At 60.3% G+C, this 19,830-nt stretch carries 19 protein-coding genes; 5 read left to right on the top strand and 14 right to left on the bottom strand.

What is annotated here, in order from left to right; genetic code table 11:
* Positions 1-141: 141 nt before the first annotated feature.
* Complete coding sequence (locus QSJ36_RS12370; RefSeq protein ID WP_022397428.1) at positions 142-498, bottom strand: four helix bundle protein; 357 nt, start codon at positions 496-498, stop codon at positions 142-144.
* Between the two features lie 32 nt (positions 499-530).
* Entirely contained in the window at positions 531-1,262 is a 732-nt protein-coding gene (locus tag QSJ36_RS12375; RefSeq protein ID WP_102737215.1) for a uracil-DNA glycosylase family protein, read from the bottom strand.
* A gap of 128 nt (positions 1,263-1,390) precedes the next feature.
* Between QSJ36_RS12375 and QSJ36_RS12380 the strand changes: the two genes are divergently transcribed.
* The 3 genes from QSJ36_RS12380 (at position 1,391) to rfbA (ending at position 4,393) form a co-directional block, all read left to right on the top strand.
* Complete coding sequence (locus QSJ36_RS12380) at positions 1,391-2,335, top strand: 6-phosphofructokinase (RefSeq protein ID WP_285468769.1); 945 nt, start codon at positions 1,391-1,393, stop codon at positions 2,333-2,335.
* 132 nt (positions 2,336-2,467) lie between these two features.
* Positions 2,468-3,520, top strand: coding sequence for a dTDP-glucose 4,6-dehydratase (gene rfbB / locus QSJ36_RS12385; protein WP_102722870.1), 1,053 nt, complete (start codon positions 2,468-2,470; stop codon positions 3,518-3,520).
* A gap of 9 nt (positions 3,521-3,529) precedes the next feature.
* Positions 3,530-4,393, top strand: coding sequence for a glucose-1-phosphate thymidylyltransferase RfbA (gene rfbA, locus QSJ36_RS12390; protein WP_253232424.1), 864 nt, complete (start codon positions 3,530-3,532; stop codon positions 4,391-4,393).
* Positions 4,394-4,699: 306 nt separating this feature from the next.
* Here rfbA and QSJ36_RS12395 read toward each other — a convergent pair whose 3' ends face one another.
* The 8 genes from QSJ36_RS12395 to mce form a co-directional block, all read right to left on the bottom strand.
* A complete protein-coding gene (locus tag QSJ36_RS12395; protein WP_022397423.1) occupies positions 4,700-5,401 on the bottom strand; it encodes a hypothetical protein in 702 nt (233 codons plus the stop codon).
* Positions 5,402-5,522: 121 nt separating this feature from the next.
* A complete protein-coding gene (locus QSJ36_RS12400; RefSeq protein ID WP_022397422.1) occupies positions 5,523-7,019 on the bottom strand; it encodes an acetyl-CoA hydrolase/transferase family protein in 1,497 nt (498 codons plus the stop codon).
* 53 nt (positions 7,020-7,072) lie between these two features.
* On the bottom strand, positions 7,073-7,846 hold the full coding sequence (locus QSJ36_RS12405) for a biotin--[acetyl-CoA-carboxylase] ligase (protein WP_022397421.1): 774 nt from the start codon (positions 7,844-7,846) through the stop codon (positions 7,073-7,075).
* 35 nt (positions 7,847-7,881) lie between these two features.
* Complete coding sequence (locus tag QSJ36_RS12410; protein ID WP_285468753.1) at positions 7,882-9,546, bottom strand: sodium ion-translocating decarboxylase subunit beta; 1,665 nt, start codon at positions 9,544-9,546, stop codon at positions 7,882-7,884.
* Between the two features lie 81 nt (positions 9,547-9,627).
* Positions 9,628-10,035, bottom strand: coding sequence for an acetyl-CoA carboxylase biotin carboxyl carrier protein subunit (locus tag QSJ36_RS12415; protein ID WP_180971744.1), 408 nt, complete (start codon positions 10,033-10,035; stop codon positions 9,628-9,630).
* Positions 10,036-10,110: 75 nt separating this feature from the next.
* Positions 10,111-10,569, bottom strand: a complete 459-nt coding sequence (locus QSJ36_RS12420) for an OadG family transporter subunit (RefSeq protein ID WP_022395956.1) — start codon at positions 10,567-10,569, stop codon at positions 10,111-10,113.
* A 21-nt stretch (positions 10,570-10,590) separates the two neighbouring features.
* Positions 10,591-12,156 carry an acyl-CoA carboxylase subunit beta gene (locus tag QSJ36_RS12425; protein WP_022395955.1) on the bottom strand — a complete coding sequence of 522 codons (1,566 nt, stop codon included), beginning with the start codon at positions 12,154-12,156 and terminating at the stop codon, positions 10,591-10,593.
* 31 nt (positions 12,157-12,187) lie between these two features.
* On the bottom strand, positions 12,188-12,610 hold the full coding sequence (gene mce, locus QSJ36_RS12430) for a methylmalonyl-CoA epimerase (protein WP_102722924.1): 423 nt from the start codon (positions 12,608-12,610) through the stop codon (positions 12,188-12,190).
* A 165-nt stretch (positions 12,611-12,775) separates the two neighbouring features.
* On the opposite strand from mce, the gene QSJ36_RS12435 reads away from it, so the two are divergent.
* Both QSJ36_RS12435 and rplS read left to right on the top strand, forming a co-directional pair.
* On the top strand, positions 12,776-14,314 hold the full coding sequence (locus QSJ36_RS12435) for a TIGR03790 family protein (RefSeq protein WP_285468754.1): 1,539 nt from the start codon (positions 12,776-12,778) through the stop codon (positions 14,312-14,314).
* A 110-nt stretch (positions 14,315-14,424) separates the two neighbouring features.
* Entirely contained in the window at positions 14,425-14,772 is a 348-nt protein-coding gene (gene rplS / locus QSJ36_RS12440) for a 50S ribosomal protein L19 (protein WP_012419257.1), read from the top strand.
* A gap of 291 nt (positions 14,773-15,063) precedes the next feature.
* Here rplS and QSJ36_RS12445 read toward each other — a convergent pair whose 3' ends face one another.
* The 4 genes from QSJ36_RS12445 to QSJ36_RS12460 all read right to left on the bottom strand — a co-directional run bounded on the left by QSJ36_RS12445 (position 15,064) and on the right by QSJ36_RS12460 (position 19,820).
* Positions 15,064-15,840, bottom strand: coding sequence for a DUF4328 domain-containing protein (locus QSJ36_RS12445; RefSeq protein WP_285468755.1), 777 nt, complete (start codon positions 15,838-15,840; stop codon positions 15,064-15,066).
* Positions 15,840-17,513 carry a discoidin domain-containing protein gene (locus QSJ36_RS12450; RefSeq protein WP_285468756.1) on the bottom strand — a complete coding sequence of 558 codons (1,674 nt, stop codon included), beginning with the start codon at positions 17,511-17,513 and terminating at the stop codon, positions 15,840-15,842. The genes QSJ36_RS12445 and QSJ36_RS12450 overlap by 1 nt, the downstream gene beginning before the upstream one ends.
* 342 nt (positions 17,514-17,855) lie before the next feature.
* On the bottom strand, positions 17,856-17,996 hold the full coding sequence (locus QSJ36_RS12455; RefSeq protein ID WP_215443813.1) for a hypothetical protein: 141 nt from the start codon (positions 17,994-17,996) through the stop codon (positions 17,856-17,858).
* An 87-nt stretch (positions 17,997-18,083) separates the two neighbouring features.
* Positions 18,084-19,820: an alpha/beta hydrolase gene (locus QSJ36_RS12460; RefSeq protein WP_285468757.1), complete on the bottom strand. Its 1,737-nt coding sequence runs from the start codon at positions 19,818-19,820 to the stop codon at positions 18,084-18,086.
* Positions 19,821-19,830 lie beyond the last annotated feature (10 nt).

Genomic DNA, 19,830 nt, shown 5'->3' on the forward strand with positions numbered 1-19,830 from the left:
GAGTGGAGAGTGGAGAGTGGAGAGTGGAGAGTGGAGAGTGGAGAGTGGAGAGTGGAGAGTGGAGAGTGGAGAGTGGAGAGTGGAGAGTGGAGAGTGGAGAGTGGAGAGTGGAGAGTGGAGAGTGGAGTTTTAGATTAAGAATTATTTTTTGATTTGGAGGGAGACGGTTTTTGTGGTGGAGGTGAGGAGGCGTTTGAGTTCTTCTCCATCCCGGTAAATGCTGGCGTGCATTTCTTCCGTCAGGAAAGAGGTGTCTTTAAGCAAATCCAGCCAATAGAGGGTTTCCGAGCATTCCTTCAAGGCAATGTAAATTTTGGAAAGGAAATCCTTTTTGCTGATGGCGCATTCCGCTTCCGCCAGGTTGGCTCCAATGCCGGTACCGCTTCTCAGCAGTTGTTTTGAAAGCACGAACTCCTTTCTCTCATTACACAAAAACTGGTACAAACGAACGATCCGAACAGCAAATTTCCTGCTTTTTACTCTAGTAATTCCCTCCATCACTAAACTCTCCACTCTGAACTCTCAACCCTTCATAAAATGCCCAGCTCTTTAAGCTGCTGGAGGGGGCGTTCCGGCCAGAGCTTGTTGGCGATGGGGCTGGCGGGGCTGGGGTGGAGCAGGGTGCCGATGGTGAAGCTTTTGCCGGGGAGCCGTTCGGCGGCGTCCCGCAGCTTCTGCGTGGCGTAGGCTCCCACCCCTACCAGCGTATGCGGGTTCAGGATGGTGATTAGGGAAACCAGGTGCTCCATGCATACTGCATCCACGGCGGCGCGCTGTTCCGCCGGTAATTTGTCCGGCGTGATGTTGGCTCCCGTTGCCCCCATCCAGATCAGCGGGCAGTAGTTGGCCACGTAATTGTGACGGAAGAAGTTTTCCGCGGTGCCGAAGGCTTCCGCAAAGAGCCCCCACAGGCGGCGCCCGCTGACTTCCGACCGAGGGCAGCCGAAGCCCTCCACGGGACGCTTGGGATGGGTGTGCTCCGGCCTGCCGACTTCTCCGCGGATGTGCAGCCAGTTGACGACCGCATCCACTTCCCCGAAGGGGACGCCCGTCTGGGCCATGCCGAAGGGGCCGGGATTCATGCCCAGGAAGAAGTGGCTCTTTTCCCCGTTCCCGTAGGCGCGCACGTACTGCTCATGCGGCGCCCAGGCGTAGGTGAGCGGGTTGTAGGTAAAGTGGACCGGGTCTCCGAACTGGAGCCGCTCCGTACCGTCCCGGAGGGCGGCCGTGGCCTTCAGAATGGCTGCTGCGGTGTCGTTCATGCCGCTGCATCATGAAGCGTTGCCGTTTATTGCGCCAGCAAAAACTCCGCGCTTGCATTATTTGCCCGGCCCGGTAACATTTCCCCCCGGACAAGTTAACCTTATTACTTATGAGTGGAATAGCCATTATGACATCAGGCGGTGACGCCGCCGGAATGAATCCGGCGATCAGGGCGGCTGTGGATCATGCCCGCCAGCTTGGAATGAACCCGTACGTTGTCTATGACGGCTTGGAAGGACTGATCGATGGAAAAATCAAGGAAGCCACCAGGGAACTGACCAGCGACATGATTTACAGGGGCGGCACTCTCCTCCGCTCCTCCCGGTCCAAGCGCTTTTTCGATTATGAATTCCGCAAGCAGGCCTACGAACACCTGAAGGACCGCAACATCGACAAGCTCGTTATCATGGGCGGCGACGGTTCCTTCCGCGCGCTGAACGACTTTTTCAACGATTTTGAAGTGCCCTTCGCCGGCATTCCGGCCACGATTGACAACGACATCGCCGGCACGGACTACTGCCTGGGCGTGGACACCGCCCGGAACGTGATTCTGGACTGCATCGACTCCGTCCGCGACACGGCCCGCTCCCACCACCGCGCCTTCGTGATTGAGACGATGGGCCGGGACTGCGGCTACCTGGCGATGACCACCGCCCTTTGCAGCGCGGCGGACATCTGCATCGTCCCTGAAATCCCTTACGACCTGGAATCCATTTACAAGCGCCTCCAGCCCGTCATCAATGAGGAAGGAAGCTGCATCATCGCCGTGGTGGCGGAAGGCACCCGCGTGGCGCAGTACCTGACCCGCTGGCTGACGGAACGCGCCGGCATGGACACCCGGCTGACCGTGCTGGGCCATGTGCAGCGCGGCGGCTCTCCCACCGCCCGCGACCGCCTGATGGGCACCCGCTTTGCCACCCGCGCCGTGGAAGCCCTGAACAACGGGGACATCAACCAGATCATGGTGTACCATGACGGCCAGTACGGCTATGCCTCCCTGGACGCCGTGGCCGGGCAGCAGTATTCCGTGAATCCGGACATCATCAACCTCTGCCGGGAACTGAGCTGCTAGCCGGTTCCGCGGTTCCTGCCCCCGCTTTTCCGCGCCCATGCCTCCATGTTCCCGGCGGCATGGGCGGATTTGTTTTGAAAAACCCTGCCGCTGCTGTATGATGGCGCCGCATCTTTCCCTGAAAACAGTGTTATGAAAGTTATCGTTACGGGCGGCGCCGGATTCATCGGCTCCAATCTGGTCAGGCTGCTGCTTGAGCGCGGCCATGAAGTCCTGAATATTGACGCCCTGACTTATGCCGGCAACGTCCGTTCCCTGGACGGCGCGGCGGACTCTCCGGCGTACCGCTTCCTGCACGCCGACGTTCGGGACGCCGCCCTGATGCGGAACACCCTGCGGGAATACGGACCGGACTGGGTGATGCACCTGGCGGCGGAGTCCCACGTGGACCGTTCCATTGACGATCCGGGGGATTTCATGACCACCAATGTCATGGGCACCTTTTCCATGCTCCAGGCCGCCCTGGAATATTACCGTTCCCTGGAGGGGGAGAAGAAGGAGCGTTTCCGCTTCCACCATATTTCCACGGACGAAGTATACGGCTCCCTGGGAAAGGACGGCCTGTTTACGGAATCCACGCCGTACCGCCCCCATTCCCCCTATTCCGCCAGCAAGGCGTCCAGCGACCATCTGGTGCGCGCCTGGCATGATACGTACGGGCTGCCCGTGCTGATTACCAACTGTTCCAACAACTACGGCCCTTACCAGTTCCCGGAAAAACTGATTCCCGTGGTCGTCCTGAAGGCCCTGGGCGGCGAGCCCATTCCCGTGTACGGCAAGGGGGAAAACGTGCGGGACTGGCTGTACGTGGAGGACCACTGCGAAGCCCTGCTGACGGTCGTTTCCTCCGGAAAACCCGGCGAAACGTACAACATCGGCGGCAATAACGAGAAAACGAATCTGGAGCTGGTGGAGCTGCTGTGCTCCCATCTGGATGAATTGCGGCCCCGCGCGGACGGCCGGAGCTACCGGGAGCAGATCACCTTTGTGCAGGACAGGCCCGGCCACGACCTGCGCTATGCGATTGATGCGTCCAAAATACGGAGGGAGCTGGGCTGGTCTCCGCGCCAGGACCATTCTTCCGGGTTCAGGAAAACCATTCAGTGGTATCTGGACCATGAAGACTGGTGGCGGGGAATCCTGTCCGGGGAATACCGTCTGGAACGTCTGGGAACCAATGGCTAGGAAATTGATATGAAAGGTATTGTTCTGGCCGGGGGAAGCGGCACGCGCCTGCATCCCGTCACGCTTTCCGTCAGCAAGCAATTGCTGCCCGTTTACGACAAGCCGATGGTGTATTACCCCATTTCCGTGCTGATGCTGGCCGGGATACGGGAAATCCTCGTCATTTCCACTCCGCGGGACCTGCCTCTGTACCAGGATCTGCTGGGGGACGGAAGCAGGTTCGGCGTAACTTTTGAATACCGGGAGCAGCCCAGGCCGGAGGGACTGGCTCAGGCCTTCATCATCGGGGAGGAATTCATCGGAAAAGATACCGTGGCCTTGGTGCTGGGGGACAATATTTTTTACGGTCGCGGCCTGACGGAGAAGTTGAGGCGCGCCGCTGAACTGACGAGCGGGGCGACCATTTTCGGTTACCAGGTGCACGATCCGCAGCGTTTCGGCGTGGTGGAGTTCAATGAAGAAGGAAAGGCCGTTTCCATTGAGGAAAAACCGCTCAAGCCCAAGTCGGACATCGCCGTGACGGGCCTTTATTTTTACGACAACCAGGTGGTGGAGATCGCCAAGAGGATTCCCAAATCCGCCCGGGGAGAGCTGGAAATCACCTCCGTGAACCAGGAGTACCTGAAACAGGGCCTTCTGCGCGTGGAAAAGCTGGCGCGCGGCTATACGTGGCTGGACACGGGCACGCACGACACCCTTCTGGAGGCTTCCATGTTTGTCCGCACCCTGGAACACCACCAGGGCTTCAAGGTGGCGTGCCTGGAGGAGATTGCCTTCAACAACGGCTGGATTTCCGCAGAAACGCTGCGTATCCAGGCCGGAGCCATGAAAAATAACGGCTACGGCTGTTATTTGGACGAATTGGTGAAGTAACGTTCCGAGCGGCGCTCCTGTTTCCCCTGCCTGGGAAAATGGTCCGGGTTGCGTTGGCTCCCTGCCGTAGCCCGGGATTCCCGGAGGGCGTGGGTGCCTCCCTTGCAGTGCCTGCCCGTAGGGACGGCCGTGTTCCCGGACGGATAAATGATGCCGCCGGTTTTTTATTCAAAGCCGTAAAAGGCTTCGGCGCTCCGGGAGCCGCACCCGGGCTGTAAGAAGGGCCGCGGCGCGGAGCGCGCGCATTCATTTCGCAGGATGAGGCAGGAACTCTTTCGGAAAGCCTGTAGGAATGGAGAGAGGGGCCTACGGGCGGCTGTCCGGCATGGAAGGATTCATCAATTCCGGCATGGAGGCTATGGACATGGCGTTTTTAAAAAGGCGCCGCACCAGAATAACGGAAAGGGCCGCTAGCAGGATTTCGAGGCCGCAGGACAGGATAATGGCCAGCCACGCAGCTGGCGTTGCCAGGGAGGGAGCCACGGAGGACAGGCACTGCCGCAACAGGGTGGAGAGGAAGAACAGGACGCTTTGCAGTCCGCAGCCTGCCGCCGCAATGCCCCAGGCCAGGAATGTCCTTCTGCCTGCGGATCCGTATCCCGCCGTATAAGGGAAGGAAAAGAAAGAAATGATGGCCGCCAGAAGGAGGAAGGACTCCCAAACCTTGTCCATTTCCGCGTATTGCAATAAGACGGGCATCCCCGCAAACGGAATGAGGAGGGAGTACAGGGCGGGCAGGAAGGCCAGCGCGCTTAGAATTCTTGTGATCCTGCTCCCCTGGGAAGCCAGCAGGACCCTGCTTCCCCAGGATAGGAGGAAAGACAGGGCCAGGATGGAGATTAGTTCCGACCATGTTCCCAAAAGCAGGAAGGGCGCGGCTGTCCGTGGGCAGTGGAGGAAAAGGGGCATGAAAAGATGAATGAGGACGGTCGCCGTGACGCCTGCTCCGAAGAGGAAGGTGCAGGCTCTGATAAATGCCTTGGCTGCGGGGTAAATCATCCAGTTCATGGGAGAGGAGCGGGAAGTGGAGAAGGACGGGAAAAAGGAAAAGGACCGCTCCCTGCGTGGGAGCGGTCCTGTAGGGTTAACGTGAAGTCATGGACGCCAATGCAATGACGGCAGACATGGGTTACTTGTACTGGGCCCAGTCGACATTCTTCATGTCTCCGCTCCTGGCCAGCTCGGCATGCATGCCCAGGGCGGCCCGGATGGACTGCGGAGTCTGGGCCTTGCCGCCGGACAGTTTCAGGTAATCCCAGAGGATGTTCTTGTAATCCGGATGGACGCAGTTCTCGATAATGGTCTGGGCCCGTTCTTTCGGGCTCTTGCCGCGAAGATCGGCGACGCCCTGTTCGGTAATGATGATATTGACGTCATGTTCCGTATGGTCGTGGTGGGAGACCATGGGGACGATGGCGCTGATCTTGCCGTCCTTGGCGACGGACGGGCAGGTGAAGATGGAAATATAGGCGTTGCGCGTGAAGTCGCCGGAACCGCCGATGCCGTTCATCATCTTCGTGCCGCCGATGTGCGTGGAGTTGACGTTCCCGTAAAGGTCGGCTTCAATGGCGGTGTTGATGGAGATGACGCCGAGGCGGCGGATCACTTCCGGGCTGTTGGATATTTCCGAGGGACGGAGCACCAGCTTGTCGCGGAAGAAGTCCATATCCCTGTAAATGCCTTCCAGGCAGTCGTTCGTAACGGTCAGGGAACAGGCGCTCCCGAATTTCACGCGGCCCTCCCGGATCAGACCGATCACGGAGTTCTGAATGACTTCCGTGTACATTTCAAAGGCGGGAATGGTCTTGTCGCGGCCCAGGGCGCCCAGCACGGCGTTTGCAATGTTGCCCACGCCGGATTGAAGCGGCAGGAAGGTGGAGGGGATAATGCCCCGCTTCATGTCGGCGGCCAGGAAGTCCGCCACGTTCTGCCCGATTTTATCGGTCAGGGGGTCAGCCGCGGCAAAGGAACGGGCTTCGTCCGGCCAGTTGGTTTCCACGATGCCCACGATCTTTTTCGGATCAACCTGGATGTATGGTTTCCCGATACGGTCGCTGGGTTTGTAAATGGGGATTTCACGGCGGTTGGGAGGATCCAGGGGTTCGTAAACGTCATGCAGCCCCATGGCATTTTTGCTGTGGGCGGCGTTCAATTCCACGATGATCTTGTCGGCAAGGCGGCAAATGGTGGGAGCGATCCCTCCGGCGGCCGTCAGATAAATTTTACCGTCGGCCGTGACCTCGCAGGCTTCGATGATGGCCATGTCTACTTTGCCCATGAACCCGTAACGGATTTCCTGGGCCATCTGGGACAGGTGGATGTCGTTGTAGGCGATTTCCCCATTGTTCACCGCCTTGCGGAAGTCAACGTTGGTGGTGTAGGGGGCGCGGTAGCGAATAGCCTTGGCGCGGGAAAGAACCCCGTCGCAGGAATCGCCCGTGGAAGCACCGGTGAAGACGCTCACCTGGAAGGGGTTCCCCTTAGCGTGTTCCGCTTCTGCAATTTTTGCCAATTCAGCCGTCACAGCCTTGGCCGTCCCTGCGGGAGTAAACCCGCTCAGGCCAATGTGGTGGCCGTGTTTAATCAGGCTTGCTGCTTCTTCTGGTGTTAGTTCCTTGTAACTCATGTCAGTGATTTTTGTTGGATGAAAGAGAAAGAAACTCCGTGTCAACGGAGCGGTCAGGCTTGTTCTTCAACAAGCCTGTTGATCAGATGTGCCGGAACGGTCCGGAGGGAACCGGTCGGAAGGGATACCACAGGATTGCCCTGATCGTCAATCCCCGTAAAGATTCCCCGGATGGTTTCGTCATCCGTAAGGATGGAAACCGGCCTTTCCCCGGCCCATGCTTGCGCCAGCCCCTCCTGAAGGGTGGGGATGCCGCCGTGGGCAAAGGTAGAAAAAACCTGGTCCAAATGCCTGCCGAGGGAAGCCATGACGTCATGCAGTGAGGGACAGTCCTGAACAAGATCCGCGAGCCTTGCGGGAGGGTCCTTGATTTCTCCGGCTATAGAGGCCACGTCATTGAAAATGTTGATGCCTATGCCGATGACGGCCATGTGCGCGGAGGGGCGCTCCACAAGAATGCCCGCCAGTTTGGATTTTCCTATGAGGACGTCGTTGGGCCAGCGCAGGCGCGCGTTGGCAATGCCCATGCTGCGGAGCATGTTGAGCAGGGCCAGCCCTGCAACCAGGGGTAGATGGCCCCAGTGTACGCCGGCCGCAGTATCCAGGGGAACGGTGAAGGAGGACCACAGGCCGCCTTCCTCCCCTACCCATTTGCGGTTGAACCTGCCGCGGCCGCTTTTCTGCACGCGGCAGACGGCAATGTGGCGGGGGGGCAGGGAACGGGCCAGGTCATTGGTGGAAGAAGCCTCGGCCCATTCATGATAGGTCCAGTCGCCGCATGGTCCTTCCTCCTCTGGAGGAGTGGGGGATGGGGCGGTGGAATTCATGGGATGGGCCGAGGCCTGGAATAATTTCTGTCAGGTTATCTCGCCAGAGTGGCAATGTAGTAGCCTGCGATGACTGCGGTGCCGATCACGCCCGCAACGTTCGGTCCCATGGCGTGCATGAGAAGGTAGTTGGAGGGATCATACTTCTGGCCCACATTGTGGGAAACGCGGGCCGCCATCGGAACGGCGGAGACGCCTGCGGAACCGATCAGGGGATTGACCGGATTCTTGCGCCAGATGAGGTTCATCAGCTTAGCGGCGATCACGCCGCCCGCGGTGGCTACGCCGAAGGCGACAATGCCCAGCAGAATGATCAGCAGCGTTTCCTTCTGCAGGAAGCGGTCACCCTGCATCGTGAGGCCCACGGAGGTGCCCAGGAAAATGGTGACGATGTTGATGATTTCATTCTGGGAGGCCTGCACCAGGCGTTCCGTTACCTTGCACTCGCGCAGGAAGTTGCCCAGCATCAGCATGCCGATCAGCGGAGAGGCGTCCGGAATCAGCAGGATGGTGACAATGGTTACCAGCACGGCGAAGAACAGTTTTTCACTCTTGCTGACCGTTCGCAGGGATTTCATGCGGATGACCCGCTCCTTCTTCGTGGTCAGCAGAGCCATGATGGGCGGCTGTATCAGCGGGACCAGGGCCATGTACGTATACGCGGCCACGGCTACGGCGCCCAGCAGGTGCGGAGCCAGCTTCATCGTCAGGAAGATGGAGGTGGGGCCGTCAGCGCCGCCGATGATGCCGATGGAGGCGGATTCATTGGGCGTGAAGCCCATGAACAGGGCCATGAAGAACGTGGCGGCCACGCCCACCTGGGCCGCGGCACCCAGAAGAAGGGTGCGCGGTGCGGCGAGCAGCGGGCCGAAGTCCGTCAGGGCTCCCACGCCCAGGAAGATGATGGGCGGGAAGATTTCAGCCTTGATGCCCAGCCCGATCCAGTCGTACAGGCCGCCGTGGATGGAGGTGACCAGTAATTCCTGGGTGTGCTGGCCCACGGCCACGTATTTGCCCGCGGCGGATACCACCAGGGGTTCCAGCTTCTGCGTTTCCAGATTCACCGGAACCTGGTTACCTTCCGTGTCAAAGTAGTTGACTCCCTTCTGGCGCAGAACGGTGGTGACTCCACCGTTCGTGAGCAGGTACACCGGATCGTTGGCGTCCGCTTCCGTCACGTTGTGGAAGTCCTTCAGGTTGGGGTCCACCGTCAGGCTGTCGTCCCCCAGAAGGGCGGCGTCAGCCTTGGCTTTTTCCTGGGATTCCCGCGCGGGCTTGATCTGGGAGACGGTCAGCGGGCTGCCGGGGTAAACCTGCATGGGCTGTTCCATGTTTGCCAGATACTGGGCGCGCGCTTCAGGCGTGGTCAGGTTGGCCGGCACCTTGACGGGGGCCTGCTGGAGCGGGGCCACGTGAACGCGCAGGTAGCCCACGTTGTTGAGGGACGTGGCGGTCACTTCCCCCGCCTTATTAGAGGAGATGACCTGCTGGTTCAGCTGGGTGATGAGCATTCCGTTGTCCGGAATGTTGGCAATTAATGCGCCAAAGGCAATTGGAACCATCAGAAGAGGTTCGTACTGCTTGGCTACACCCAGGTACAGGAGAAGAACGGCAATGCCCCACATCCCTACCATTTGCCATGATAGGGAGAAGATGCCCATCCCCTGTAAAAAGGTGATTAATGAATCAAAAAGACTCATATGGAATAATTATTGTAGCGGTTTTTAGTCTGAGTCGGAGTCCGGACCTGTGTTAGGGGGACCGGACGGCTCCCGCCGGGATTAACCAATCTTGGCCAGCGCCTGTCCTTCCTGAACCGTGTCGCCCGCGCTTACGCAGAAAGCGGTGAGCGTGCCGGAGGCGGGAGCGTAAATGATGGTGTTCATCTTCATGGCTTCCAGCGTCAGGATCTGGTCACCGGCCTTCACGGCGGTGCCGGGGGCAACGTCCAGGGAAACGACTTTGCCGGCGAGCGGGCTGGGCACGTCTCCTGCACCGGCGGCGGCCGGGGCGGGGGCGGGCGTGGGAGCCGGAGCGGGCGCCGCGACAGGGGCGGAGGCTGCGGGTGCGGGAGCCGGGGCTGCAACGGGGGCCGGAGCCGGGGCGGAGGTAGTGGAGGAGACCTGGTCCAGGAGTTCTACGGATACGTCAAATACCTTGCCGTCTACGGTGATGCGAAGTTTCTTCATAATAATGTATGGTATGGAATATTAAGTTAAATGATTCCCGCCGGGGGCGGGGGTAAGGGTGAATAATGCAGTGGTTCAATGACTGGGCCGGATGCGGTGGGAGGCGAAGATTTCCGCCCTGCCTGCGGCCGCATAGCCGGAGCCCGGGGATTGCTTGATTTCCACGATGCGGTGGCTCATGCCGTCCAGGCCTGCGTCCACGGCGGCGGAGATGACGGCCACCATTTCCGGCGTGAGCTCCGTCATGGCGGAGTCCACGGCTGCGGAGAGGATGGCGAGCATTTCCGGAGTCATGCCCGGCTTGCCTGCTGCCGCAGGGGCGGCGGCAGGCACAGGAGCGGGAGCGGCGGAGGCCGCTGCGGCCTTGGCTTTGGCCTTGTTCTGGATGGAAGCGGCAATGGAGCCGCTGATGGTCAGAATGACGGCCAGGCCACCCAGGCACATCATGACCACCAGGATGCCGACGATCTGGTAGTCCAGATTCTCCATGATGTTGGCCATGCCCTGCGCAAAGGCGAGTGTCGTAAGTAACATATGAATCCGTTAAGATGGATGTTAGAGCGGAATGTTGCCGTGCTTCTTGGCCGGACGCACTTCCTTCTTGTTCAGGAGGGTGCGCAGGGCGAAGGCGATCTTGGCGCGGGTTTCTTCCGGATTGATGACTTCCGTGATCTGGCCCATGCCGGCCGCCACGTACGGGTTGTAGAAGGCCTCCCGGTATTCTTCCAGAAGTTCTCCCTGGCGCTTGGCCTTTTCCGCGGGGTCTTCCACGGCTTTCAGCTCGCGGCCGTAAAGCACCGGAACAGCGCCTTCCGCGCCCATCACGGCGATTTCCGCGCCGGGCCAGGCGAAAACGGCGTCAGCGCCCAGGTCCTTGCAGCACATGGCGATATAGGCGCCGCCGTAGGCTTTGCGCATGATCAGGGTGACCTTGGGCACCGTGGCCTGGGAGTAGGCGAAGATGAGCTTGGCGCCGTGGCGGATGATGCCGCCGCGTTCCTGGTTCTTGCCGGGCAGGAAGCCGGGCACGTCCACCAGGTTCACCAATGGGATGTTGAACGCGTTGCAGAAGCGGATGAAGCGGGCGGCCTTGTCGGAGGAGTCGATGTCCAGGCAGCCGGCCTTCACGTTGGGCTGGTTGGCGATGATGCCGACCACCACGCCGCAGACCCGGCCGAAGCCGACGACGACGTTCTTGGCGAAGTCCTTGTGCACTTCCAGGAAATCCCCGTCATCCACCAGGCGGCTGATGATGGGCTGGACGTCCAGGGGCGTGCGGTTGTCGCCGGGAATCAGGTCGCTCATGCCTTCGTCCGCGCTCAGGTCAAGCGGGGTGTCCAGCTTGTGGGGCGGTTCTTCCGCGTTGTTGGCGGGAAGGAAGGAAAGGAGCCTCTTCAGGATGTCCAGGGCGTGCGCGTCGCTGTCCGCCACGAAGTGGACGTTGCCGGACACGGAGGCGTGGATGGCCGCGGAGCCGATGTCGTCCATCGTGCACTTTTCATACGTGACCTGTTCAATCACCTTGGGACCGGTGATGTACATGCCGGCGTTGCCGGAATTGCGCATGATGATGAAGTCCGTCAGGGCGGGGGAATAGGCCGCGCCGCCTGCGCAGGGCCCCAGGATCATGGATATCTGCGGAACCACGCCGGAAGCCAGCACGTTGTTGTAGAACACCTGGGCGTAGCCGGACAGGGCCGCCACGCCTTCCTGGAGGCGCGCGCCGCCGGAGTCGTTCACCGTCACCATCGGGATGCCGGCTTTCAGGGCGTACTTCTGGGCGTCCGCAATCTTCATGGCGTGCATGTAGCCGAGGGAGCCGCCCTGGGCCAGGAAGTCGGAGGCCGCGCAGGCGACCGGACGGCCGTTCACGAGGCCGAAGCCGGAAACGACGCCGTCGCCGGGGATTTCCTTCTTGCCCATGCCGAAGTTGTGGCAGTTGTGGCGCACATGCATGCCGATTTCCGAGAAGGTGCCTTCTTCAAAGAGGTACCCCATGCGGTCGCGGGCCGTCATTTCGCCCTTTTCGTGTCTCTTGTCGATCTTTTCCTGACCGCCGCTGAGGATGACCTTCTTGCGGCGGCTGTTCAGATCGTCAATCAATTTGGGATCAATAGCCATTGGTATAGTGGTATGGTGGATTCGGAGAATGTTACTTGCCGCATCCGCAACCGCCGGGGTGCTGGCAGAATTCGGTCAGCACGCCGAAGGTGCACTTGGGATGCAGGAAGGTGACCTGCGTATTGTGCGCGCCGGGGACGGGCGGGTCGTTCAGCACGGTAAGGCCGGCTTCCTTGGCCTGGGAGATGTTGTCAGCAATGTCGTTGGTCTTGAAAGCGATGTGATGGATGCCTTCCCCTTTCTTCTCGATGGCCTTGGCGATGGCGCTTTCCGGAGAGGTGGGTTCGAGCAGTTCGATGTGGACTCCGGCAACGTCAAACATGGCGACGCGCACCTTTTGCGTGGGCACTTCCTCAATGTGGGGCTCTCCGAGTCCGAGCGCATCACGGTAGTAGGGAACGGTGGCGTCAAGGCTCTTGACGGCGATGCCGATATGGTCAATTTGTTGAATCATATGCGTATGATGGTTGTAGGGAATGCAGGTGGAAGCCTGCAATACATCAGGAGCCATTAAAGCGGATTTTTTTTAGATGTGAAGCGAAAAGCGGAAAAATGGCGAAATCGCGCCCGCTCCGTTTCACCTGCTTGATTGCCCCGGAAGATGAGGTATGGTAGGGGCATGTTCAAGAGGGGATTAGCCGTATTGTTCCTGCTGGCGTCGTGGTTTTCCGCCGCGTGTGCCTATGAGCTGCTGCCCGCCCATGTGGCCGTGGTTTACAACGGAAAATCCGAGCTGAGCCGCCGCATGGCCAGGGAGTATGCGCGGGTGCGCGGCGTGCCGGAAGGGAACCTGGTTTCCCTGGACTGCCCCTCGGCCAACGAGATTTCCCGGAAGGAGTATGAAGACCTGATCCGTGCGCCCCTGCTGCGGACGGCGCAGGAGCAGCGGTGGTGGGTGCCGTCCGGCATTGCCTCCGCCCCCATGATGGACCGGAAGATTTTTGCGCTGGTGCTGATGGCGGACCTGCCAATGAAGATACGGCATGAAGCGCCCGTTCCCCCTCCCGGGAAGGATATCAACCAGATGCAGACGGACCGCGCCGCCGTGGATTCCGAACTGGCGCTGCTGGCGGTGGACGGTTATGAGAGGAAGGCCTGGGTAGGAAACCCCTATTTTGACAGGAAGGAGGATTTTGTGGGCTCCGGCCTGCCCACGTTCCTGGTGTGCCGCCTGGACGGTCTGACGGCGGATACCTGCCTGCGGCTGGTCACGGAACCTGCGGAGGTGGAGAAGAAGGGCCTGTGGGGGTGGGCGGTGGTGGACCGGGGCGGTCCCTACGCCCAGGGGGACCAGTGGCTGGACGCCGTGTTCCGCCGCGTGCGGGAAGCGGGAATCCCCGTTTACCTGGATGACTGGCCCCAGACTCTTCCGGAGAAATTTCCGCTGAGCCGGGACACGGCGCTTTACTGCGGCTGGTACACCGGGAATGCGAACGGTCCGTTTACGGACCCAACCTTCCGTTTCCGGCCCGGAGCGGTCGCCATGCACCTGCATTCCTTCAGCGCCTCCGATTTCAAGATTCCCGGCAGGGGGTGGAGTTCTGCCCTGCTGGAAAAGGGGGCGGACGTGACGGTGGGGAACGTGTATGAACCGTTCCTGGGCGCGTGTCACCGCTTTGACATTTTTGCGGACCGCCTGCTGGACGGCTATACCGTGGCGGAAGCCTCCTGGATGAGCATGCCCGTACTGTCCTGGCAGGGGGTGGTGTTCGGGGACCCCCTCTACCGTCCGTACGCCCGCATGAAGAACATGGACGTGAAGCCGACGGAAGAGGACCGCTATTTCCAGGGCTGGTGGGCTTCCTCTGTACAGTTCGGGGACCGCTGGCGGGACCGTTCCGCGCGCCTGCTGGAATCCGCCCGGAAGGCACCCTCCTCCTGCCTTTATGAAGCGCTGGCGCTGGAATACCTGTACCGGAAGGAGCCGGCACGGGCCGGGGAGCTGGTTTTCTCCGCCCTTGACGGCGAGTCGGACGCCCGCACCCGCGCCCGTCTTCTGCTGGAGTCCCTGCTGGCGGACCGCGCCCAGGGCGGGGACAAGGCCTTCCTGCTGCGGATGGACAGCGTCCGCGCCCTCATGTCTTCCTCCGCCTTTCTCCCGGCGCTGGAGGAGTGGCATGCAAGGATAGCTCCGCCGCCGCCCCCGCCTAAAAAATAAAATTAAGGCCGTACGGCAAATTTGGATTGCCTTTTAGGGGATTATGGCCCATATTCTGCGTCCCGTAAGTTTTCCTTTTACTGATATTCACCAGCAATAGATAACACAAGATGAACATTATCAACAAAATCGAGCAAGAGCAACTCAAGGCGGATGTGACCCCATTTAACGTAGGTGATACCATCAAGGTTCACACTCGTGTTATTGAAGGCGGCAAGGAACGTATCCAGATTTTCCAGGGCATCGTGATCGCCAAGCGCGGTTCCGGCATCAATGAAGCTTTCACGGTCCGCAAGATTTCCTACGGTGAAGGCGTGGAGCGCGTGTTCCCCCTGCACACCCCCCGCATCGCCAAGATTGAAGTCGTGAACCGAGGCAAGGTCCGCCGTGCCAAGCTTCACTACCTGCGCGGCCGTATCGGCAAGGACGCCATGATCGTGAAGTCCGCCAACCGGTAATCGGAAAAATTGCTATTTTTGCTGGCCCGGCCCGCCGTGAGGCGAGGCCGGGTTTTTTATGCCCGGAAGGTTTTATTCCACCCCGGAGGAAGAAGGGGCCGGACGGGAAAGGAAGGCGTGAAAAAATTTTCGTGAACCCCCCTGTGAGGGCAACACGGTTTTTCCCGGTGAAAGTTCCGGAAAGGGGGAGAGAGGCTGAAAGAAAGCCGGCAAGAAAAAGGAACGGGATGGAACAAGTCCTCCGGCTTTTCCGTTCCTTCCGGCGGGGCTTTGCCGGGGGGAGGGAGCTAATCAGGAAGGCAGGCGGTTGGCCAGCCTCTTTTGCAGGAAATAGAAGTGGAGCATCATCAGCACGGAACTTGCCAGGCTCACCAGGAAGGCCGTTCCGTTGTACATGATGACGGGGCGCACCATGCCGTTCAGCAGGGCTTCCAGCTCCCGGTCCAGCGCAAGCACGTTTTCCGGGCTTTCTTCCGCCCATGCCCGGAGCGTCTCCGAGAAATGGAACAGGGGCTGGAACAGCGTATACAGGAAGATGAGCAGGGAACCCGGCACGCTGACGGCCCAGGCCAGCCATATCCAGCCTTTTCCGCGTGAAGGGCCGGGGAAGGAGAGGGCCTTGTTGACGTCCAGCATGGCTTGAAGGGGCATCCAGATATTGCCCACGGGGAGGAAGAAGGAAAGGACGCAGAGCAGGGGAGAGGCGCGCATGGCTCCCTTCTTCACCGTTTCCGCATTCTGCGCCAGCCGGTAAACCAGCATCAGCCAGCAGACCACCAGCCCGGCCATGGACAGGTAAAACAGGCCGCCGTCCAGCGTCAACGGAGCGGCGGAGCCTGCATCCGCCCTGGCAAGGGAGAGGGAAAGGGAGGCGCGGTCCCCTTCCTGGAGTTCCTTCATGGTTTGAGCCAGCGTTTCCGAGATGGCTTGCTGAATCAGGGGAAGATCGTGGAAAAGCAGATAGAAGGTGCCCCCGGCCAGCGCCAGGGCAAACAGGCACAGGAGGAACAAGAGGACGCCGAGCTTCCGGAGGGGCGGAATTCCGGCTGAAAACGCTTCCGCAGGCATTATTCTTCCGCAGGTGCGGGGGCCGGTGTTTCCGCCGCTTCTTCCGGGCCGTATGCCTCCACTTCCGTCAGCGCCAGCGGATGGGCCGGATCGGTGGATTCCACGCGCAGGGCGCGCGCCTTGACCGGAGCTTCCAGCTTCCAGGTGGTGACGTTGGTGGATTTTTCCGAGGGTGTGGTGTTGAAGGTTTTTTCCGCCAGCACGTTCTTGTCATTGTCGTACAGAATCACCTTGAATTCCTCCATGGTGCCCAGCAGAGTCAGGTTGGCTGGCGTGTAAATAACCACTTTTTCTATGGTGCGGTTGGTCTCCTTGCCGAAGTCGATGCCGAACCAGGCGGTTTTTCCTTCCGCCACGCCGGTGGCGCTGATGGAAACGTCGGAAAGCTCGGAGCTGGTATTGCCGTCCACGGCCTTTTCCGGACCGTAGGCGCCCAGCATGTTGCGGTTGGAGCTCTGGCGCACCTTGACGCCGGGCTGAAGGCTCCAGTTGACTTTGCCGGGTTCGGCGGAGGGTTTGGGAGCTGCAGGCACGGGTTCCGGATGCGGGAGCGGGGCAGGTGCGGGAACCGCAGGGGCCGGAGTGGTGTTTTCCGCGACGGCCGGGGCAGAGGGCGCAGGTGTTGCCGGAGCATGGCGGCGCGCTTCCCTGTTCGCTTTTCTCGCCGCATCCGCCTTCGCGTTGTTTTCCTTCTGCACCTGTTCGTTGTAGTCATTGCGCATTCTGACGACGTCCTTCTTGTACAGGATGCAGGTGTAGGTCAGCACAATGCCCACGATCAGGGCCGGGATAAGGTAGTAGTAAACATTGGTCTGCCCTTTCTGCATATTCATGGCGGGGACGGGCGTTGAGGACGGCCGGGGAGGAATGGCTGCCGCGTTTCTTCCCGTGGGGCTGGCGATGGCCTTGTCCAGGTCCGTGATAAAGTCCCCCAGGTTCCGGTAGCGTTCGCGGGTGTCCGGATTGATGGCCCGGGAGAGCACGGCGTCCACGGCGTCGCTGCACTTGATCAGGGTGGAGGGCATGGCGAAGCCCGCTTCCATCGGCGTCTTGCGGGTCAGCAGGATGTAGAGCGTCAGCCCCAGGGCGTAAATGTCCATGCCCGGCGTGAAGGCGGCTTCCGCCCCGGTGACCCATTCCGGAGAGGCGAAGTCCCCCATGTCTACCGGGGGCTGCGCGGGATAAATGTTGATGGGCAGCAGCAGGGCGTCTCCGCCGTCCGCGCGCAGGGAAATCAGCTTGGGCGTGATGCCGCCGTGAAAGATGTTTTTCCGGTGCAGCGTCAGCAGGCCTTCCGCCATGTTCCGCACCAGGTTGAGCGCCGCCTGGGGGGATATCTGGGGGAGGGTTTCCAGGTCCGCCAGGCGCGGATAGGGGGAGTGTTCGGAAATGATGAAGGTGAACGGTCCTGCCTGTCCCACTTCGTAAACGCGCAGAAGGCCCTGGTGCGCCTGTTCCACAATGGTGAGGGAGCGGACGATGAATTCCGGATTCCAGCCGAAGACTCCGGCTTCCTCCGTGGGGACCACCCGCAGCATGACGGGAGCGAAATTGGATTTCAGGGTGGCGGTGAAAATTTGCTGGGGGCCTTTGGCCCCGACAAGCTGGATGTTTTCCAGCTGGGGGAAGAGGGCGGAAATCTGGTCCATGGAAAGGGAATCGTCGGCAGGCATGGAAAAGGGAGGTGGAATAGTATCGGCAAACAGTCTACCTTAAAATCCTTGCCGGAAGCAACTCTATAAGCGGGCATATTTTGCTGGCGGGATGTCCTGACGCTGAACGGAAACCGCTCGTGCCGGGCCGGAACGGCCTTTTCCGGGCGGGGTGGACGCTCTCCTTTGAAGAAGGCGTCCCGAGGGGCCGTTCTTTCCGTATCCATACGGTTGACGGGCCTGTTCCTTCCGCTGGCGCAATGGTTTTTCCTGACGGGGAAGTTTGTTGGAAAAGGCGGATGCCCCCTCCGTTTTCAGGAAGGGTTGTTTCCTCTTCGTTCGGCCTTTTTGCCTGCCGTCCGGTTAAAACAGGAGGGGCAGAAGCCGGAAGGCCGAACCGGCAAATTCAGCGGGGAGTTTGTGTTTGTCCACGATTGCCCGAACCTCCTTTTTACTCAGGAACCGTTCTTCCTTTTTCGCTTTGAACGCGGTCCAGTCAACCATGATGGATGACAGGAGCTGGGACAGGAAATCATGCATGCGAAAGAGCGGGGTATTTCCAGAGGCCCGGCGGGGAGCCGCATTCCTGCATTACGGCCTTTTAAGGATGATGGGCGGGGCGGGGTTGGTCTGCCACACCGGGGTGGCGGCCCGTGCGTCCGCTTCCTCCAGCGTCTGGCGCCCCTTGACCTTCATCAGGTGTTCCCGGAGGATGCGCCGCAGTTCCACGGCGGCGGCCGGGTCATCCTGCACGCTGTGCCCGGACGGGACGATTTTTTCACTGGCGCTCCAGTCCAGATGGGAGGAGCGGTACTTGACCACGCCGTCGGAGGAGTGGGGCGTATCGTTCCTGCCCCTGTCCCCGATGATGGAATGGACGGGAACGTTCGGGTCCCCGCGCAACTCCGACATGTACTTGACCAGGGAGGAGTTCGGGGAAAGCTGGCGGATGCTGGTGAGTTCGTCCTTCAGCTGCAGGGGATTGAGCAGGAACATGCCGCGGCTGAGGGTGGCGATGCGGGTGACTTCCTCCAGCATGTCCGCCGGGAGATCGATCAGGCGCTGGCCCAGCCGCCCTATCCAGTTGTCCGCAAAGGTGGAGCCGCGGTGCGGGGTGGCCATGTACACGATGCGCGTGACGCCCCTGGCGGGGGAGAAGATAAAATTGTTCTGGAGCTGTTCAAGCATGGGCTCGTCACAGTGCAGGGGTTCCAGCCCGGTTTTCCAGTTCTCCAGCGTCATGTCTGCAAAGGTTTCCGGGGGAAGCTCAAAGAGGCCCTTCATCAGCGTCCAGGGCTTGGTGGAGTTGTTGAAGCGGGTGATGAGGCCGCCCATGGAGTGCCCCACCATGACGATGTTGTTCATTTCCGTGGAGTCGCCGCGGGGATTGTATTCCTGCATGAGTTCCTCCAGGGCCTTCCGCTGCCTGCTGGCCGGAATGGTCCAGGCCAGGCCGGACGGATAGCCGAAGAACCAGAACTGGTAGTTTTCCCGGATGACGGGATCCACCAGAAGGCGGTTGGTCAGGTTGGCAAAGGTGGCGGGGCCGGACATCAGGCCGTGGGTGAAGACCACGGGAATTTTCCGGGGGTCATAGGGTTCGGAAAAATAAAGCCCCATCGTATTGATGGCCTTTTTGGGACGGAACGCGCCCAGCAGTTCCGTTCCGTCCGCGTCGGAAAGCTTCCAGAAAAGGGCGATGGGAACGGAGAAGTTGGCCGCCAGGGGCTGACGCACCTTGTTTTTGCCGATGAAGACGTGCTCATTCATCAGACGGGGAATGGTGCGGAGGGTGGGCTTCCCGTCCACCATGCGGTCAAAGTCCAGGATGGCCGTCAGCGTGTGCACGTTCCCGTTGTCCTTGAGCACGTTGGCATGGGGCCGGGAGACGCCCTGGGGCGCCAGGCCCGCCAGGGGAATGCCCATTCCCTCCACGGTTACGCTTTCCCGCAGGCGGAAGGTGGGGTCCACTTCGTCGGACATGAAGATGGCCTCGTAGAACCAGGGGTTGCTGTCCTTGGCGTAAGGAGATTTTTCAATGATGAAGGGGAGGCTTTGACGCTTCTTCTCATTCATGCCGCCCTCCCGTTTGGCCTCTTTCAGGTGGGAGGCCAGCTTCCGGATGCATGCGTTGTATTTTTTTCTGGCTTCCGGCCATTCCCTGCTGCGGCGGGGAGAGGAGAGGATGAGCCATGCGGCCTGGGCTTCCCGGATGGCTGCGGCGTCATCCTGGTAATGGGCGTACGCCCTTTCCTGCTGCTGGTGGTGCAGGGAACAGCCGGAAAGGCCCATGAGAAGGCCTAGAAGAAGGGCGGAAGCCGTTTTCATGATGAACAAG

Source organism: Akkermansia sp. NBRC 115031 (genome assembly GCF_030268505.1).
Lineage (GTDB): Bacteria > Verrucomicrobiota > Verrucomicrobiia > Verrucomicrobiales > Akkermansiaceae > Akkermansia > Akkermansia massiliensis.

Coding starts and splice junctions, on each gene's coding strand:
- rfbA (WP_253232424.1), top strand. CDS start 3,530: ATGAAAGGTATTGTTCTGGCCGGGGGAAGCGGCACGCGCCTGCATCCC.
- QSJ36_RS12410 (WP_285468753.1), bottom strand. CDS start 9,546: ATGAGTCTTTTTGATTCATTAATCACCTTTTTACAGGGGATGGGCATC.
- rfbB (WP_102722870.1), top strand. CDS start 2,468: ATGAAAGTTATCGTTACGGGCGGCGCCGGATTCATCGGCTCCAATCTG.
- QSJ36_RS12445 (WP_285468755.1), bottom strand. CDS start 15,840: ATGCCTGCGGAAGCGTTTTCAGCCGGAATTCCGCCCCTCCGGAAGCTC.
- QSJ36_RS12435 (WP_285468754.1), top strand. CDS start 12,776: ATGTTCAAGAGGGGATTAGCCGTATTGTTCCTGCTGGCGTCGTGGTTT.
- QSJ36_RS12455 (WP_215443813.1), bottom strand. CDS start 17,996: ATGGTTGACTGGACCGCGTTCAAAGCGAAAAAGGAAGAACGGTTCCTG.
- QSJ36_RS12450 (WP_285468756.1), bottom strand. CDS start 17,513: ATGCCTGCCGACGATTCCCTTTCCATGGACCAGATTTCCGCCCTCTTC.
- QSJ36_RS12405 (WP_022397421.1), bottom strand. CDS start 7,846: ATGAATTCCACCGCCCCATCCCCCACTCCTCCAGAGGAGGAAGGACCA.
- QSJ36_RS12400 (WP_022397422.1), bottom strand. CDS start 7,019: ATGAGTTACAAGGAACTAACACCAGAAGAAGCAGCAAGCCTGATTAAA.
- QSJ36_RS12460 (WP_285468757.1), bottom strand. CDS start 19,820: ATGAAAACGGCTTCCGCCCTTCTTCTAGGCCTTCTCATGGGCCTTTCC.
- QSJ36_RS12420 (WP_022395956.1), bottom strand. CDS start 10,569: ATGTTACTTACGACACTCGCCTTTGCGCAGGGCATGGCCAACATCATG.
- rplS (WP_012419257.1), top strand. CDS start 14,425: ATGAACATTATCAACAAAATCGAGCAAGAGCAACTCAAGGCGGATGTG.
- mce (WP_102722924.1), bottom strand. CDS start 12,610: ATGATTCAACAAATTGACCATATCGGCATCGCCGTCAAGAGCCTTGAC.
- QSJ36_RS12375 (WP_102737215.1), bottom strand. CDS start 1,262: ATGAACGACACCGCAGCAGCCATTCTGAAGGCCACGGCCGCCCTCCGG.
- QSJ36_RS12425 (WP_022395955.1), bottom strand. CDS start 12,156: ATGGCTATTGATCCCAAATTGATTGACGATCTGAACAGCCGCCGCAAG.
- QSJ36_RS12415 (WP_180971744.1), bottom strand. CDS start 10,035: ATGAAGAAACTTCGCATCACCGTAGACGGCAAGGTATTTGACGTATCC.
- QSJ36_RS12370 (WP_022397428.1), bottom strand. CDS start 498: ATGGAGGGAATTACTAGAGTAAAAAGCAGGAAATTTGCTGTTCGGATC.
- QSJ36_RS12395 (WP_022397423.1), bottom strand. CDS start 5,401: ATGAACTGGATGATTTACCCCGCAGCCAAGGCATTTATCAGAGCCTGC.
- QSJ36_RS12380 (WP_285468769.1), top strand. CDS start 1,391: ATGACATCAGGCGGTGACGCCGCCGGAATGAATCCGGCGATCAGGGCG.